At 45.4% G+C, this 17,788-nt stretch carries 14 protein-coding genes and 1 pseudogene; 10 read left to right on the top strand and 5 right to left on the bottom strand.

What is annotated here, in order from left to right; translation table 11 throughout:
* The first annotated feature begins 25 nt into the window (after positions 1-25).
* The gene (locus ACQ86K_RS29455; RefSeq protein ID WP_431200961.1) at positions 26-400 is read left to right on the top strand and encodes an FAD-dependent oxidoreductase; all 375 of its coding nucleotides are present in this window, start codon (positions 26-28) and stop codon (positions 398-400) included.
* A complete protein-coding gene (locus tag ACQ86K_RS29450; protein ID WP_431200960.1) occupies positions 397-1,869 on the top strand; it encodes an FAD-dependent oxidoreductase in 1,473 nt (490 codons plus the stop codon). Before ACQ86K_RS29455 ends, ACQ86K_RS29450 begins: the two co-directional genes overlap by 4 nt.
* Positions 1,870-2,020: 151 nt before the next feature.
* Here the strand turns inward: ACQ86K_RS29450 and dinB are convergent.
* From dinB to ACQ86K_RS29435, 3 genes and pseudogenes are all read right to left on the bottom strand, one after another.
* Positions 2,021-3,138 (bottom strand): annotated as a pseudogene (gene dinB, locus ACQ86K_RS29445) (DNA polymerase IV).
* 524 nt (positions 3,139-3,662) lie between these two features.
* Positions 3,663-4,220 carry a DUF922 domain-containing protein gene (locus tag ACQ86K_RS29440; RefSeq protein WP_431199261.1) on the bottom strand — a complete coding sequence of 186 codons (558 nt, stop codon included), beginning with the start codon at positions 4,218-4,220 and terminating at the stop codon, positions 3,663-3,665.
* A 25-nt stretch (positions 4,221-4,245) separates the two neighbouring features.
* A complete protein-coding gene (locus ACQ86K_RS29435; protein WP_091167351.1) occupies positions 4,246-5,193 on the bottom strand; it encodes an SPFH domain-containing protein in 948 nt (315 codons plus the stop codon).
* A gap of 94 nt (positions 5,194-5,287) precedes the next feature.
* Between ACQ86K_RS29435 and ACQ86K_RS29430 the strand changes: the two genes are divergently transcribed.
* Complete coding sequence (locus ACQ86K_RS29430) at positions 5,288-5,476, top strand: hypothetical protein (RefSeq protein ID WP_090534854.1); 189 nt, start codon at positions 5,288-5,290, stop codon at positions 5,474-5,476.
* Between the two features lie 206 nt (positions 5,477-5,682).
* On the opposite strand, the gene ACQ86K_RS29425 is transcribed toward ACQ86K_RS29430, so the two are convergent.
* Positions 5,683-6,810, bottom strand: a complete 1,128-nt coding sequence (locus ACQ86K_RS29425) for a CapA family protein (protein WP_129567952.1) — start codon at positions 6,808-6,810, stop codon at positions 5,683-5,685.
* A gap of 61 nt (positions 6,811-6,871) precedes the next feature.
* Complete coding sequence (locus tag ACQ86K_RS29420) at positions 6,872-7,477, bottom strand: C40 family peptidase (protein ID WP_112658808.1); 606 nt, start codon at positions 7,475-7,477, stop codon at positions 6,872-6,874.
* Between the two features lie 467 nt (positions 7,478-7,944).
* On the opposite strand from ACQ86K_RS29420, the gene pdhA reads away from it, so the two are divergent.
* The 7 genes from pdhA to ACQ86K_RS29385 all read left to right on the top strand — a co-directional run bounded on the left by pdhA (position 7,945) and on the right by ACQ86K_RS29385 (position 17,756).
* A complete protein-coding gene (gene pdhA, locus ACQ86K_RS29415) occupies positions 7,945-8,940 on the top strand; it encodes a pyruvate dehydrogenase (acetyl-transferring) E1 component subunit alpha (RefSeq protein ID WP_090534807.1) in 996 nt (331 codons plus the stop codon).
* A gap of 137 nt (positions 8,941-9,077) precedes the next feature.
* Positions 9,078-10,733, top strand: a complete 1,656-nt coding sequence (locus ACQ86K_RS29410; protein ID WP_431199260.1) for a 2-oxo acid dehydrogenase subunit E2 — start codon at positions 9,078-9,080, stop codon at positions 10,731-10,733.
* A 245-nt stretch (positions 10,734-10,978) separates the two neighbouring features.
* Positions 10,979-11,404: a cytochrome B gene (locus tag ACQ86K_RS29405; RefSeq protein ID WP_091167362.1), complete on the top strand. Its 426-nt coding sequence runs from the start codon at positions 10,979-10,981 to the stop codon at positions 11,402-11,404.
* Positions 11,405-11,652: 248 nt separating this feature from the next.
* Positions 11,653-13,062 carry an anthranilate synthase component I family protein gene (locus tag ACQ86K_RS29400; protein ID WP_091167365.1) on the top strand — a complete coding sequence of 470 codons (1,410 nt, stop codon included), beginning with the start codon at positions 11,653-11,655 and terminating at the stop codon, positions 13,060-13,062.
* A gap of 122 nt (positions 13,063-13,184) precedes the next feature.
* On the top strand, positions 13,185-13,748 hold the full coding sequence (locus ACQ86K_RS29395) for an anthranilate synthase component II (protein WP_431200959.1): 564 nt from the start codon (positions 13,185-13,187) through the stop codon (positions 13,746-13,748).
* A 485-nt stretch (positions 13,749-14,233) separates the two neighbouring features.
* The gene (gene trpC / locus ACQ86K_RS29390; RefSeq protein ID WP_431199259.1) at positions 14,234-14,992 is read left to right on the top strand and encodes an indole-3-glycerol phosphate synthase TrpC; all 759 of its coding nucleotides are present in this window, start codon (positions 14,234-14,236) and stop codon (positions 14,990-14,992) included.
* Positions 14,993-15,338: 346 nt separating this feature from the next.
* Positions 15,339-17,756, top strand: a complete 2,418-nt coding sequence (locus ACQ86K_RS29385) for an immunoglobulin domain-containing protein (protein ID WP_431199258.1) — start codon at positions 15,339-15,341, stop codon at positions 17,754-17,756.
* Positions 17,757-17,788: the final 32 nt, after the last annotated feature.

The raw sequence follows: 17,788 nt of genomic DNA, 5'->3' as shown, positions 1-17,788 counted from the left end.
TTTGGCCTATTTTAGCGTTCTGTAGATTGTTAATTTAACTAATGAAAAAAAGTTACTGGCCGTACTTTTAGTTTTTAACTGTACGCTATCCTTTGCACAAACCATTAAAACCGATATATTAGTTGTAGGCGGAAGCGCAAGCGGAACAGCGGCCGCCATACAGGGTGCACGAAGCAAACTGAAAACCATGCTGGTTGAACAAGGCCCCTGGCTTGGCGGCAGCATGACAGCTGGCGGGATGAGCATAGTTGAAGGTAACCGCAATTTACCAACAGGCATCTGGGGCGAGTTCAGGCGCAGGGTGCGGGATTTTTATAGCAAAACCCCGGGTTATGATACTGCTTACAATGCTACGCTAAGATTTGAACCCTATACCGGGGCTGCTATCCTCAAAAAATAACCGATACGGTAAAAAACCTCACCGTAAAACTAAATACCCCATTTACAGGCATTAAAAAAGATGGCACCGGTTGGGATGTAACTATCACCCTCGACGGGAAAACCGCTACCGTAAAAGCTAAAGTAGTTATTGATGCTACCGAAACCGGCGATGTGGCCGCCAAAGCAGGCGAAACCTACGTTTATGGTTTTGAGGCTAAAAAGCAAACTAACGAAGCCCTGGCGCCTGATAATGAATCGACACAGTTGCAGGACCTTAGCTGGATTGCTATTTTGAAAGATTTTGGTGCTGCGGCAGATAAGACCATTGCCAGGCCTGATGGCTATGATGCCGCGGCGTACACTTGCCTTAAGGGTAAGAATATTAAAAAAATGCTTGATGATGGCAGGCTGCCCAATGATAAATACATGATCAAATGGGCCGAATGCGGAAACCAGTTCCTGGTTGCCCCTGATAATTTAAAGCCGGAAAACCGGGAAGCTTTTTATGCCAAAGCACGCTTGCATACTTTAGGATTGATCTACTATCTGCAAACCGAACTGGGCTACAAAAACCTCGGTTTGGGCGAAGGCTTTACTACCCCCGATCATTTGCCATATCTCCCATATTTGCGCGAGGCTGGTCGCGCGACAAAAGGTTTGGTGAGGATGATGCTGGATGATGTGTACAAACCTTACAACCGCGAATCAAAACTTTACCGTACAGCCATTGCCGTTGGCGATGCTTCCCCGGGGCAGCATTATACAGATGCCAATGCTCCGAAAGTTATTTACCCGCCTTTCCCTGCCTATGGTGTGCCGCTGGGGGCTATTGTGCTTAAAGACCTGGATAATTTACTGGTAACGGAAAAAGCCATGTCGGTAACGCACCTGGTAAATGCCAGCACCATGTATCCCTCAGTACAAATGGCTATTGGGCAGGGCGCCGGTGCAACCGCAGCCTATTGCGCCTTTTTTAAAACCACCACCCAAAACTTAAATGTGCGGATAATCCAGGGCGAACTGCTCGACTTTAAAGCCTGGATCATGCCTTTTGCGGATGTTAAACCAACCGATCCGTATTTCAGGGCGATACAACAAATAGGTGCTTCCGGACTATTAAAAGGCGTACAAAAGGCAGATGGCAATACCGCGCGTTTGTTATTTCAGCCTGATTCCTTAGTTGCCACAGCCGAAATCAAACCAACACTGGAAGAGATTTATACCCGGGGCTTTTTATGGTTTAATAAAGAGAAGCCCGGCCCGGTGTTCACGGTAGGAAACCTATTATCGTTTATCAGCGAAACCACGCTAACCGATCCGCATACTTTGGAAATTGCCATGCAAAAGGCCTGGAAAGATCAATATAAATTCAGTTCTGCTTTTGATATGAAACGGCCGGTAACCCGCCGGGAGTTTGCCATACTGGCCAACAGGTTTTTTAATCCTTTTGCAAGGTCGGTGGATATTGCGGGAAGGATGGTGAATTAGAATGTCAAAAACGATGTCATTTCGACCATCGGGAGAAATCTTATACATCAAGTTAGCAAACTGTGCATAGCCGATTGCCGGGCGTATAAGATTTCTCTTTCGCACCAACGCTCAGCCTTCCCTGCTCCATCGAAATGACATTTTTTGATACCTATAACTCCAATTCCAACTGATCTCCCGGCCCAAGCTCTTTATCATCCCGCTGCTTAACTGGCAATTCGCCAAAGTTTGAAAGCGAAATGCCCAACAGCCGTACTTTTACATCATCAACACCTGTTGAGGCCATTAATTGTTTGGCCGTATGGCTGATTGTTTCCAGATCATTTACCGGGGCTGGGAAGGATTGATTGCGTGTGATCTGTTTAAAATCGTGGTATTTTACCTTGAGGGTAATGGTGCGGCCTTTCAATTCATATTTAAGCAGCCGGTTATGAACGGTGACCGCTATCTTATCAAGCTCAGCCTCCATTTCCTCAAGAGTTGTCAGGTCGTAGGCGAAAGTATCTTCGGCACCCAGGGATTTAGTTTCGCGGTGGGGTTGGACTTCCCTGTTATCAATGCCGCGCACTATCTGGTAGTAAAACCTGCCCACTTTACCAAAGTGTTTTACAAGGTCACTTTCTTCCAGCCGTTTCAGGTCGGCCCCGGTGTGCAGGCCCATCTGTTTCATTTTTTGAGCTGTTACCTTACCCACGCCAAAGAATTTTTCGACAGGTAACTGCTCCATAAAGTTTTCGATGCTTGATGGCCCGATAAACTTCAGGCCATCGGGCTTATTGATATCAGATGCTATTTTGGCTACAAATTTATTGATAGACACCCCGGCCGATGCGGTGAGCTGCAGTTCGTCTTTAATAGCCTGTTTAATGAGTTTGGCTATTTCAATGGCCGAGCCGATATCTTGTTTGTCGTTGGTTACATCCAGGAAAGCTTCATCTAAAGAGAGTGGTTCTATCAGGTCGGTATAACGGCTAAAGATCTCCCGGATATGCTGTGATACCTCCCGGTATACATTAAACCTTGGCCTTACAAACAAAGCATGCGGGCAAAGCTGTAATGCTTTTTTGATGACATGGCCGACCGGATGCCAAACTTCCTGGCCTCGTAACTGGCGGTGGCCACCACACCTCCCCGACCTTCGGGCAAACCGCCCACCACCAAAGGTTTACCCCGGTACTCCGGAAAATCCCGCTGCTCAACCGACGCGTAAAATGCATCCATATCAATATGGATAATTTTACGATGGATATTTGGTGATTGCTCCGTCATGGTGATGAAAGCAAATATAGGCGGGTTGCTGGCTTGCTGCAATTGTTGTGGCAGATTGAAAGCCTGTTAACCTAGAGTGAAAAGCCTGGGAATGTGCGATTCCCCTCTTGAGAGGTGTGGCGGTGTGTGTTTTTGCTTTGATAAGCCGACCACCGCAGAAACACATCTTAACTCGCGCTCGTTTTTAACCTACCGTGTACCCATATCTTTAAAAAAATGTCATTTCGATAGAGCTGGGCAGACCCAAGCATAGGAGCGAAAGAGAAATCTTATACGCCCTGTAGAGCCGCTTTACATAGTTTAGAGCTGGATGTATAAGATTTCTCCTCACCACATCCGCAAATTCCCTAACAGGTTCGTCGAAATGACATCTTCTTTTAATTCATAATACTAATAATTAAAAAGATATGGGTACACGGTAGGTTTGTAACGAGTGCGTAGCTGGGTTTGCGTTTATAACGCACGGGCGATTGCAGTAAGCTTGACGGAAGGACGCTTGAACATGCAAAGAGGGATCTGAAAAATCAACTCTCGGTATCTCCCGGCAAAAATTGAAGTTTCTGTTGAAAATACACATCCCAGCTGTGCTGTTGCTTACGATCTGTCATGTGAGCCGTGTCCTCATCATAATCGGCATTGAGCTGTTTATACTTGGCGTCGATGCGGTTAAAAATGGCCATGGCTTCGTAGTTGTAATTATTGCTGAAACGGGTGTTGCTTACTATGCGTAACAGCTCCTGCTGCTCTAAAAACGCAATGGTGTAATGGCCCTGCTCATGTTTCAGTATTTCGCTGAGTTGCTGCGGCGTATTAACCCTGCTTTTATCAAGCCATGATTTATTGTTGTTAAGGATGAGCCTGATGTTAAAATTAAGCCGGTAACCCCTGCCTTCGCGCCGGGCCTGGTACCGGTAATCGATGGTGCAGTTGGTATAAGCTACAACGCCGCCGGCATTAGCCCGCGGCGTTCCCCAAAAATCATTGGCGGTAAGCTGATGAAATGACTGTGCCGAAGCAGGCGCAATCATCATTAAAACGCACATGGCCGCAGGGCCTATCACTTTCACTATATTTCTTTTCATTTAAAAAACTGGCGGTTTCAAACTTTTACTTTTTGACGTTGTCGGTATGTAAAAGGTTTAAGGCCATCATTTCTTTTAACGTATGTTGCATCTGATCGGTTGAGCCATCCAGGAAAATAACATTCCCTTTTGAGTTTTCGGAAAAGTGTTTGATGGATTCTGTCCACATGGTGAACAAAATCACCGAGGTATCCATGTTGGCTTCGGCCATTTCTTTAGCGGCTACAGTCATACCGCGGGCAACTTCCTCGCGGAACAGCGCAATACCCTGGCCTCGTAATTGAGCTGCCTCACGCTCGGCCTGGGCCGAAATTTTGATGGCGTTACCCTCGGCCTCGGCAGCTTTGGTTTTGGTGATGAGCAGGGCCTGGCCTTCGTTTTCGGCAGCGGCCTTCAGGTTGTTTGATGCCACCACCTGGCTCATTGATTTCATGATCACATCATCAAAAGTAATATCGTTTAACTGGAGGTCCTGCAGGTGGTAGCCCCAGCCTTCCAATATCACATCCAGTTGCTCTTTTACGTGTTCCACAATATCGCGGCGTAATATCAGTACCTCGCTCTGGCGTTTGGTGGCTACAAAAGCACGGATGGAGCCTTCAACCGTACGGATCAGGGCCTGCATCAGGTTGCGCTCGTCAACAAATTTAAAAGCTACGTTTTTGATGGTTTCTTCCTGCTGGTCCAATACCGAGTACAGCAGCATGGCCTTAAAATACACATTAGCCTGGTCGTAAGTTACCGCCTGGAACTCCAGCTCAACCGAGCGATTTTGGATAGAGATTTTGGAGTAAATGTTTTCGATAAAAGGGATCTTGAAATTAAGCCCCGGGGTTAGGATGCGGCGGTATTTGCCAAATACGGTGATGACTACTATAGTGCCCTGTTTTACAGACACAAACGAGGTGAAAATAGTAATAAGGATAACAGCAAAAATGATGATTGTTATCAATGATCCAAATGATTCGGGCATGGTTTGGTTTATTATGTTTAAAATAAAAGTAGCATTAATTATTGGTGTGTTATTTGTTTTTTAAAAAATGCTTATAAAAAACAACACACCTGTCATGAACTTAAAACGAACTTTTGGAGCTATATTGAGCGTGCTTGGTATAGTTGGCCTTATTTATACCGGTGTAGCTATCATAAACCATAGCGCACAAATAACCACCATGGTGGTAATAGGTATTATCTCATTAATATTTTTTACAACGGGTATCAGCCTGGTGCGTAATACTAAGGATGAAGCGGCTTAAATGTGCATGTTAGCTGCAAATTGCATAGTTTACTCACCCGGTCTGCGCTTCGCTGGACCACCCTCTCTCCGGCTGTGCCGCAAAGAGGGTTGGAAAAATTAAAATCCCCTCTTTGCGCAGCAGAGAGGGTGGTCCAGCGAAGCGTAGACCGGGTGAGTCCACACGTTGGCTTAATTTACCCTATGTCTTTTTTATCTGCTGATATTTTAAATAGCCGGATTAAGGCTGATCTCCCCGGTGTCGGATATAAGTAATCCCGCATCGGGGAAATCAGCTTCTGTAAGTTCCCTGATCCGGATAGCAGCACGGTTAAGCGAATCAAGTTCGAGCCCTTTATCATGCGCCTGCCTTAGGGATATGATGCGTCCGTTTAAAAACTCCCCCTTTTTGTTCAGCTTTACTTTTAATAATGGCGCCAGGCCGCAAACCCCTGCCACACTTACTGATTTATAAGTACAAAAGTTACCGAGACTGTAAGCGATCAGCCGGTTTTTATAAACCTCCATTGCCCGGCTCACGTGCGGGCCATTGCCCAATATAATATCCGCACCGGCATCAATAGCATTATGGGCAAAGGCATTTACATCGCCACGCTTTTCGCTGATGAATGATTCCATTGCAAAAGGAATATGTTCATAAGCTACGCCCTCGCCACCACCATGAAACGATACAATGAGAATATCACATTGCTGTTTCAGTTGGCTTATGATACGGGTTGCGTTCTTTAGGTTGAGAATAGGCAGGGTATTGGCATTGGGGGCAAAAGCGCAAAAGCCATATTTAACACCGTTACGTTCGAACACTGTGGAGGGGTGGCTAAGCAATCCGCCATAATTAATCCCTATGCTATCAAGTACGTGAGTGGTACTTATCCGGCCCGTATCGCCAAAATCGCCTATATGATTATTGGCCAGGCTCAGCAAGTTAAAACCGGCGTTTTTAAAAACGCCGGCATAAGCCGTTGGCATCCTGAACAGGTACGCCTTGCTTCTTTGATGCAGTTTATAATGTGCCGGATTTCCTCCGTCAAGCAAACTGCCTTCAAGGTTGCCAAAGGTTACGTCGGCGTTTCTTAGTTCGTCGGCAATAACATTAAAGCTGTTTTTAGCACTGTCAGGCGGGAGGGTGTAATTATTAGGGTACGATGTTCCGAGCATCATATCACCAACAGCGGCAATGGATATGGATGAATCATGCTGAACAACGGCTGTAGTTGTTGTAGCGGCAGTATCGGGTTTAGGTGCAGGGGCCAGGATTTGTTTTTTATTTGGCGGATGGTTACACGCCTGTAAAAACAGCGCCAGGCAGGCTGCCGTGAGCAATAAAAATTTCATTATAAAAAAATCCCCTCACCGGGATGAAGGGACCAAAATAGTTTATTTATTTCAAAATCGTTTAGTTCTTGCTTTCGTCTACGTCGTCGCCCATGTCGTTGCTACCCGTCGATGCCGAACCTTTAAACTCGTCCTTAAATGAAGCTAACAACCTGCCGCCTTTATAAAAGAAACGGCTGTAGTAAGCATCGTCAAGGCTACTGATGGCTACACCCCTTGACGAGGCATGAGCAAATTTATTATTACCTAAATAAATACCTACATGCGAAATGCTGCGGCTGTGGATCTTAAAGAAAACCAAATCGCCTTCTTTTAACTCATCCTTACCAACAGGGTTAACCATGCTGAAAATATCGCGTGAGTTACGTTTAATATCAAGGTTAAAAACTTCGCTGTACAATTCTTTGGTGAAGGCTGAGCAGTCAATGCCTCTTCTTGAGCTTCCGCCAAAATGGTAAGGGGTACCAATCCAATCGTAAACAAAGTGAAAAAGTTTCATGTTTGAGGTAGCAGATAAAGCAACTCCCATAATTTGGGAAAAGTATGCTTTACCTAAACTTTCCTGGTCGTCTTTGTTATCATCACTGGTGCTTTGGGCACTTTTGGTTTGAGCTTGTGAAGCTACGACGCTGAAAAGTAAGGCAATAGCCAGGGCAAATTTCTTCATTTAATCAGTTTGTTTGTTGAGTTAGGACAACAAATTGTTTATTAAATCAGACACTATGTCTATCGTGCTCTACAAAACTATTTATATTTTTTAAAATTGCAAATAAATGCAGCTTATTTTTCAAAAAATATAAAAAAGTGCTTTTTATTACACATCCTTTTAATAAACAGGCTTTTGTACGTGTATTAATGTAATTTGGTTGTAATTATTTAAAGGCTTTTTTTAGTCTTTCGCGAAAAGCAACCCTTCTAAAACTTCGCAAAACGATAATTTATTGCCTCCTGGTGTGTTTTTTTAAGTTCTATTTTAACCCAATGGGACATGCCAAACTAATAAACAGCCGGTTTGTTGTGTTTAAATACACTTTAAGGCCACCAAATAAAATTTTGCAACAATTTGCTTGAGGTTTCGATATTTTGCAGGATATAATTAGATTTGCGCTTTACTCCAAAAAGGTTGTTTAATACATGAGTTCAATCGAAATAAACAAGGACACCTACCTGATGTGGTACGAACAGATGCTATTGATGCGCAGGTTCGAAGAAAAAACAGGACAGTTATACGGACAACAAAAGATCAGGGGCTTTTGCCACTTATATATTGGGCAGGAGGCTGTTTTGGCCGGAGCCATGTCTGTAATTAAACCTGAAGACAGTATGATCACCGCATATCGCGATCATGCTCATGCACTTGCTAAAGGTGTAACTCCAAACGCCATTATGGCCGAAATGTACGGTAAAGCTACCGGATGCTCAAAAGGCAAAGGTGGTTCTATGCACATGTTTGATAAAGAAAAACATTTTTATGGTGGTCACGGCATTGTGGGCGGCCAGGTACCACTGGGTGCCGGGATTGCTTTTGCCGAAAAATATAAAGGTACCGAGTTTGTGAACATTGCCTATATGGGTGATGGTGCCGTACGCCAGGGCGCGCTTACCGAAACCTTTAATATGGCTGCGCTTTGGAAACTGCCTGTAATTTTTGTTTGCGAAAACAATGGTTATGCCATGGGTACTTCTGTTGAGCGTACAACCGCGCAGACTGATATTTATAAATTAGGCCTGCCTTATGGAATCCCTTCATCGCCGGTTGATGGTATGGACCCTGCTGCGGTACACGTAGCAATGGACGAAGCTGTTCAGCGCGCACGTGCAGGCGAAGGCCCAACCTTCCTTGAAATGCGTACTTACCGCTATAAAGGTCACTCCATGTCCGATCCGCAAAAGTATCGTACTAAAGAGGAGTTGGAAAGCTATAAAGCGAAAGACCCTCTTGAGGCTACCAAACAAACTATCCTTGCCGAAAAATATGCTGATGAAGCATGGTTTGACGAAATGGACGCTAAGATCAAAGCTATTGTTGACGAAGCTGTGAAGTTTGCTGAAGAATCGCCATGGCCGGATGCATCTGAATTATATACAGATGTTTACGTTCAAGAAGATTACCCTTATATAAGGGACTAAGTTTTAAGTCGAAAGTACTAAGTCGAAAGCCTATAGTCTTTGCGGTCAAAAAAAGACTTCAGGCTAAAAACTTCAGACTTTAAACTTCACGATAAGAACTAACTATATTTATACTGAATTTATAATACTATTAATATATGGCCGAAGTAGTAAAAATGCCTAAAATGAGCGATACCATGACCGAAGGGGTATTGGCGAAATGGCATAAAAAAGTTGGCGACAAGGTTAAATCGGGCGATGTACTGGCCGAGATTGAAACTGATAAAGCTACCATGGATTTTGAATCGTACCAGGATGGTACATTGCTGTATATAGGTATACAGGAAGGTGCTGCCGCCCCGGTTGATTCTGTAATTGCCATTTTAGGTAAAGAAGGTGAAGATTATAAGTCTTTACTTGACCAGGCTGGCAGTGGCGCTGCCGCAGAGCCTGCTAAGGAAGCGGCACCAGCTGCCGACAAAGCACCTGCCGCTACTCCGGCACCAGCCGCCCCTAAGGTTGGTTTATCAAGCATTCCGGCTACGGTTATCCGCATGCCATTATTGAGCGACACCATGACCGAAGGTACCATTGAAAAATGGAACTTTAAAGTTGGCGATAAAGTAAAAGCAGATGATTCACTGGCTGATGTGGCAACCGATAAGGCTACCATGGAAGTTGTGGGTTACGAAGCCGGTACCTTGTTATATATAGGTGTTAAAGAAGGTGAAGCCGCTAAAGTAAATGATATCATTGCCATAGTAGGTAAAGAAGGTACCGACATCACTCCGTTATTACAGGATGGTGGTTCGGCTCCTGCCGCTGAGGCCGCACCTGGCGCCGAAGCAAAAACTGAAGCTTCTGCTTCTGCCACTGCTACTGCACCTGAAAGCTCATCTGATGATGATAGCCGCGTAAAAGCATCTCCGCTGGCGCGTAAAATAGCTAAAGATAAAGGTATCAACCTTAATGATGTAAAAGGCAGCGCTGAAGGCGGCCGCATTATCAAAAAGGATGTTGAGGAATATACACCGTCGGCCAAACCGGCTGCTGCTGCCGAAGCTGCGCCTGCTGCTCCGTCTGCCGCTCCTGCTGCAAAGGCACCTATCGTATTGCCAACCTTTACAGGCGAAGAGAAATTCAGCGAAAGGCCGGTTACTCAAATGCGTAAAGCTATCAGCCGCCGCCTAAGCGAAAGCTTGTTTACTGCTCCGCATTTCTATGTAACCATGAGCATTGATATGGATCAGGCTATTGTGGCCCGTACCCGTATGAACGAGATCGCCCCGGTTAAAATTTCATTTAATGATTTTGTTGTTAAAGCCTGCGCTGTTGCCTTAAGGCAGCATCCTGCTATCAACTCATCATTCCTGGGTGATAAGATCCGCACTAATGAGCACGTTCACGTTGGCGTTGCCGTTGCTGTTGACGAAGGTTTATTGGTACCGGTTATCAAATTTGCCGATGGTAAATCATTAAGCCACATTTCGGTTGAAGTGAAAGAGTTTGCCGGCAAAGCAAAATCTAAAAAACTGCAGCCAAACGAAATGGAAGGTTCTACTTTCACCATTTCAAACCTTGGTATGTTTGGCGTTGACGAGTTTACGGCCATCATTAACACACCAAACGCATGTATACTTGCTGTAAGCGGTATTCAGGCTGTTCCGGTTGTTAAAAATGGTGCGGTAGTACCTGGCAACATCATGAAGGTTACCCTGAGCGCCGACCACCGCGTGGTTGACGGTGCTACAGCCGCTGCCTTCCTGCAAACATTAAAGCAATTATTAGAAGAGCCGGTAAGGCTGCTGATATAATTTCGGATATCGGATTTTCGATTTCGGATTTTGAAAAGCGATGGGTTTAGGCTCATCGCTTTTTTTGTTTATGGGATAAATTATAAAAAATGTCATTGCCACGTCGCCCCGGATGCTCTTTACCCATGCCGCTCTTCGCAATGACATTTTTTTATTAACGGCAGTTTATGTCTGCAAAAAAATGACACAATGACCTAATGACTTCAATGACCTTTATATCGTATATTCACGGCAAATTTTGATGTATGACACTTTATAGCTTTTTTAAGGAATTCCATTCCGGTTTCAGGTACATTGTTATAGTACTGGTATTGCTGGCCCTTGTACGCGCCTTTATGGGCTGGCTGGGTAAAAGACCTTACGGCGAAGGTAACCGCAAGCTTAACCTGTTTGCCATGATCTCGGTACATACACAATTTTTGCTGGGCATCATCCTGTTTTTTATCAGTCCGATGGTGCAGTTTAGCAAGGATACCATGAAAAACCCTGTTACCCGCTATTTCACGGTTGAGCATTGGGTAATTATGCTTATTGCCATTGTTTTGATTACTATCGGGCACAGCAAATCGAAGAAAGCAGCACTGCCCGAAGGTAAGCATAAAGCCATCGCTATCTTCTATTTAATAGGGATTGTACTTATTTCGGTAGGTATTATGCTTATTCCACAGTAATTCTACGTAGCTAATAGGATTTAGCAAATAAATAATTTCACAAAAAATTTGACAATTCAAATTTCTTTATAAATTTGTGACCGCGATGATTAAAAACACACATAAAAACAGCTGGTGGCACCAATTAAATTGGCAGCCGGCTTGCGCTTTTTGATCAGAGACAACCTAATCAATTGTGAACCTAAATAGGAAACCCGGCGACCCCAATTCGCCGGGTTTTTTTGTTTTAAGATATTTGAAAAATAAACATGAGCACATTTAAAATTACTACAACTTATAAAAAGCTGCTGGCCGATACCACTACACCAGTGAGCATTTACCTTCGCCTGCGCGATGTATTTCCTAACTCGCTGCTGCTGGAAAGCTCCGATTATCACAGCCGCGAAAACAGCACCAGCTACATTTGCTGCGAACCGCTCAGCGGCATTGTGCTCAATAACGGTATCCTTAAAAAACAATACCCCGATGGTAGCCAGGAAGTACACGAGGCTGGTACGTTTGATTTGATTGAACAGCTTAACAATTTTACCGGTAGCTTTGAAACCGACTCGCTGCCGCTAAAAATGATCACCAATGGCTTGTTTGGTTACTTTACCCACGAGGCCGTTGAACATTATGAAACCATTAAACTAAAGCAAAGCGATGATGTTACACGCCAGATCCCGGTGATGCAGTACCATATTTACAGGTACATCATCGCTATCGACCACTTTAAAAATGAACTTTACATATTTCATAATCAGCCCGAAGGTGCACCAACCAATGGCGGTATCGAAAAACTGGAATACCTCATCAAAAACAAAAACTTCCCCGAGTATAGCTTTAAAAGCAATGGGGATGAAAAATCGAACCTTACCGGCGATGAGTTCATTGCCATAGTGGAGAAAATGAAGCAACACATTTATCGGGGCGATGTTTTCCAGATAGTGCCTTCAAGGGCTTTCTCCCGTACTTTCCTGGGCGATGAGTTTAATGTTTATCGCGCCCTGCGTTCTATCAACCCATCACCATATCTCTTCTATTTTGATTTTGGCGATTTCAGGATCTTTGGCTCATCGCCCGAGGCGCAGATCACCATAAAAAATAATGTGGCTAACATATTCCCGATAGCCGGAACATTTAAACGCAGCGGTGATGATGAGCGCGATGCCGAGCTGGCCCGCAACCTGGAAAATGACCCAAAAGAATCGGCAGAACACGTAATGCTGGTTGACCTGGCCCGTAACGACCTGAGCCGTCATTGTGAAAATGTAACCGTGAAGGCATTTAAAGAGGTTCAGTATTACTCGCACCTGATCCATTTGGTATCACACGTAAGCGGAAAACTGAAGCCCGGCGTATCGGCCTTTAAAGTTGTAGCTGATACTTACCCGGCGGGCACGCTGAGCGGCGCTCCAAAATACCGTGCCATGGAGATCATCGATGAAAACGAAAATATAAAACGCAGCTTTTACAGCGGTGCTATAGGTTTCCTGGGTTTTAACGGAGATTTTAACCATGCCATCATGATCCGCTCGTTTTTGAGCAAGAACAATACGTTGCATTACCAGGCAGGCGCCGGCATAGTCGCCGGTTCGATCCCCGAAAGTGAGCTAAGGGAGGTTGATACCAAGATCTCGGCTTTGAGAAGGGCTTTTGAACTGGCGGAGGAGCTATAACCCCTACCCCCTGAAGGGGGAACAATAGTGAATAATAATTTTGACAAATATTGAAGATATATAAAACAAAATGAAAGAAAATACAAATACCACGGAAAGCACCCCCTTTAGGGGGCGGGGGGATTCTGATCATAGATAATTACGATTCCTTTACCTATAACCTGGTGCATTTGGTTAATGAGCTCGGCCTGGAATGTGAGGTTTGGAGAAATGATCAGTTTGCCATTGAGGATGTGGAAGCTTTTGATAAGATCATCCTATCGCCGGGGCCGGGCATTCCTTCAGAGGCTGGTTTGCTCCTGGATGTAATAGCAAAGTATGCACCCACCAAAAGCATATTTGGGGTATGCCTTGGTCAGCAGGCTATTGCCGAAGTATTTGGCGGGAGCCTGTACAATCTTAACCAGCCTATGCACGGTATCGCGACGCCGATAAAAGTGACCGATGGCGATGAAGAACTATTTGCCGGTTTGCCCGAAAGCTTTAAAGTTGGGCGTTACCACTCATGGGTAGTAAGCGGCAATGACCTGCCCGATTCATTGCAGGTTACCGCTATTGATGAAGCCGATAATTCTATCATGGCGCTTAAGCATAAACAATACGATGTAAGGGGCGTACAATTCCACCCCGAATCGATCCTGACCGATTATGGTAAGGAAATGATGCAAAACTGGCTTAAGGCTTAGTTTTATGAAATAATGATAACTTTGAAAAATTGATATAACGTCCCCGCAGGGTCTCTCGTAGAGGACCCTGATATCTGCGGCCATGCATGTGACGAGACCGCAGGGTCTCTCGCAGAGGACCCTCGCGGGGTGCAGGACACTTAGCGGTGCGCGGTGGCCGCGTTAGGGATTGCAGTGAAAAGCCCACAGCGCGGGTTGGGATTGGGGGCAGGAAAAGCGAGGACTTGCAACGAAAAGCCCGGGCCGCAGGCAACGCACATGTTATAAAATTGATTGAAAAATACACTTATTAACCAATAGCTTACAACTATGTCATTATAAGGAAGAGAGCAATTAGCCCCCTCTAAATCTTCTACGGAAAGGAAGATTTAAAAAGCATTTAAAATCCTCTCCTCTGGACGGGGTTGGGTAAGACTAATTGCTTCGCGCCTCACAATGACATAAATATTAGTGCTTCGATCCTATGACGATACTTGATAAAATAGTTGCCAACAAAAAAAGAGGTTGCTTCGGCAAAAAAACGTACATCATATACCGTACTTGAAGAATCGGATCATTTTCACCGTGAAACCTATTCATTCAAAGAATTTCTGCTCGATCCCTCACGTACCGGTATCATAGCCGAGTTTAAGCGTAAATCGCCTTCAAAAGGTATTATTAACGATAAGGTGCGGGTTAGCGCCGTTACAACAGATTATGCCGCTGCCGGCGCTTCGGCACTTTCAGTTTTAACTGACCGTAACTTCTTCATGGGCCGCAAAGCCGATCTGGTGAAAGCGCGTTCGGTAAACAGCATCCCTGTATTGCGCAAGGATTTTATGATAGATGAGTACCAGGTGATAGAAGCCAAGTCATTAGGCGCCGATATTATCCTGCTCATAGCCGCTATACTTACACCTGCCGAAATTGATACCCTGGCCAAACTTGCCAAAAGTATAGGCCTTAACGTATTGCTTGAGGTACATAACCTCGAAGAACTGGAACGTAGCATTAACCCTAACCTGGATGCCATTGGCGTAAATAACCGCAACCTGGCCGATTTTACCGTGTCGGTTGAAACCTCTTACAAATTGGCTAAACATATCCCCGCCGAGTTTATGAAGATTTCGGAAAGCGCCATCAGCGATCCCGAAACTATCAGGCACCTTAAATTGGAAGGTTTCAATGGTTTTCTTATTGGCGAAACTTTCATGAAGCAGCAGGATCCGGGACAGGCTATGCGTGATTTTGTGGCTTTGTTATAAGCCAATCCGGATCTTTAAAGTATTATTACATCGCTGCCGGGGGAAACGCTTACCGGCAGATCCCGTAATTGTATGAGGTACACTATCGTGCCTCTTTTATACCTGGTTGTTTTCCTAACCGGGTATTTTTTTAACCTATAAAATAAATAATTTCACCTGGGTATCATTGTTCATTTTGTTGACGTTTTATCAAACCTATTTTTAGTATTTTACGTAAAAAGGCGCACATCATTGCCGGATTGGTATAACATAACAGTATTGTTTGCCAATCTTAAAACTGTGCTCAATAAGGGGAGTTGTTAAAATGAGCCGCTTGCAGCCACATTTATTGAGTATAAAGAGACTTATGAAGAACATTAATAAGCCGTTGCTTGTACTATTCCTGTTGGTTATTTGTTCATTAGCAGGGTATAGTCAAGTTTGTACATTGAATGTAACCATATCCTCAACAGCTAATACGATATGTTCGGGAAAGAATGTAACGTTAACTGCTAACCTATCGGGTGGTACAGGCCCATTTACCTATATCTGGAACACCGGTGAAAATACGCCATCTATTGATGTAAACAAAGCCGGAACGTATACTGTAACGGTTAGTGATAAAACCCCGGGCTGCCAGCCAAAAGTTGCCAGTATTCCGATTACCGCTGTAGCTTCTCCAAATCCGCCTACGGTAGCCAATCAGGTTGTTTGCCCCAATACTTCGGCAACATTAACAGCAACGGCTCCCGGAGGAACTTACCAGTGGTATGATGCCGGTGGCAATTTCCTGTTTACAGGTAACCCATATGTAACAGGCCCAATTACTCAGGGCACCATTTTTTATGTGGAAACCACTATAGGAAGTTGTACCAGTACACGAAGTTCGGTTGTTGTTAATGTAACAGGCCGGCCAGGCATTCAGGCAGATCCGGTGTGTTATGGTAGCCCCGCAACGTTAATAGCATCGGGTGCCGACAGTTATGCCTGGTATTCAAATTCCGCAGGAACAGGAACTCCATTGAGCAACGATGCAACCTATATAACGCCCCCATTATTTGCAAATACCACTTATTATCTTTTTACAGTAATTAAAGGTTGTACCAGCTCCGGTATACCTGTAGTTGCCCGAATCAATGCGCCACCTGCAGTTCCCGTACTTCCCGCCGGTGGCTACAGCACTTGTTCCGGATCGGCTATTACGCTGCATGCTGATGCCTCGGGGGTAGCTGAGTGGTTTGATGTGCCTTCAGGAGGCACGCCGTTAATTTCAAGTCCGGATTATACAACGCCGGTGCTTACCTCTGCGGTAACTTATTATGTGCAAACACGGGTAGGCGATTGCACAAGCGACCGTATTGCGGTGCCCGTATCTGTAACGCAAATACCGGCCGCGCCACCTTCGCAGTCACCGTCTGCCTGTTATGGCACCGGTATTACCTTAACTGCCGATCCATCGCCTACCGGCACATATAACTGGTATACAGCAGCCACAGGTGGCAGTTCGGTTGGTACCGGCAATACTTTTCAAACCCCGGCTTTAACAAGTAATAAAACTTATTATGTTGAGCATACCACCGGCGGTTGCACAAGCGAACGTACCCCGATAACAATTACTGTTACCCCTGCCCCGGATGCACCGGTGGTGCCCGACGGGCCGGTAATTTGTAATGGGGCAACAGCCTCTTTAACGGCAACATCGGCACAAGGCGGAAGTTTTCAATGGTTTACCGCGGCCACCGGCGGTAACTCTATATTTTCGGGCGATACGTTTACAACTCCCGCTTTAACAGCCACCACAACTTATTATGTTCAAACCACGGTAGGAACATGTATCAGCGAGAGGTCGGCAATTACTGTGACTGTTCTTGATCCGATCCCTGCCCCTGCTGTGCAACCGGTTCCGGCAATATGTGCCGGTACATCGGCCACACTTACAGCAACAGGCTCGCCCGATGACTATGAATGGTATGACCAGGCCACCGGCGGTAACCTGTTGGTAACCGGCAACACCTATGTTACGCCGGAGCTAACTGCAAATACCTCTTATTATGTACAAAGTATAGCTAATGGCTGCAGCAGCCAGCGTACCCCGGTAACCGTACAGGTTACCCCACTGCCTACCGCCCCAACGGTTAACGGTACTGCAACGGTATGTCCCGGAGACCCTGCCAGCTTAAGCGTTCCGGCTTCGGGCGCAACCATTCAATGGTATACTGGTGCTACAGGCGGTACACCGGTGCATACCGGCAACACTTATACTACCGATCCTTTGTTTGCACAAACAACTTTTTATGCCGAGGCCGTTAATGGCACATGTGTTAGTCCGCGTACCGCTTTCACGGTGTCAATAACATCTATTATTGACCCCCAGTTCCGGTATCCTTCGGGCACGATATGTACATCGGGAAGTAATGTAAAGCCTGCTATTCTTAATCCGGCCGGTGGTACTTTTTCGTCATCACCCGGGCTGGTTTTTGTGAGTAACACCACCGGCGAAATCAATGTGGCGGCAAGTATTCCCGGAAAATATACCATTACCTTTACTTATGGAGGTTCATGCGCGGGAACGGCCAGCCAAAGCATCTCCATAGTTACAACACCGGATGCTACTTTTACATATAATACCCCTATCTGTAACGATGTAAAAAACCCGCTGCCGGTTTTCCAGCCGGGGGCAAGTGCCGGCGTTTTCAGCGAACCAACCGGTAATATCGTATTTAAGAATCCCGGCACCGGCGAGATTGACCTGGTGAGAAGCCGCGCCGGGGGCCGTACACCATAACCAATACCATAGCCGCAAGCAGCGGCTGTCCG

This window comes from Mucilaginibacter sp. P19 (assembly GCF_050632265.1).
In the GTDB taxonomy this organism is placed as follows: domain Bacteria; phylum Bacteroidota; class Bacteroidia; order Sphingobacteriales; family Sphingobacteriaceae; genus Mucilaginibacter; species Mucilaginibacter gossypii.
Note: the sequence above shows the minus strand (reverse complement) of the source record. Positions and strands in the feature narration are given on the sequence as shown.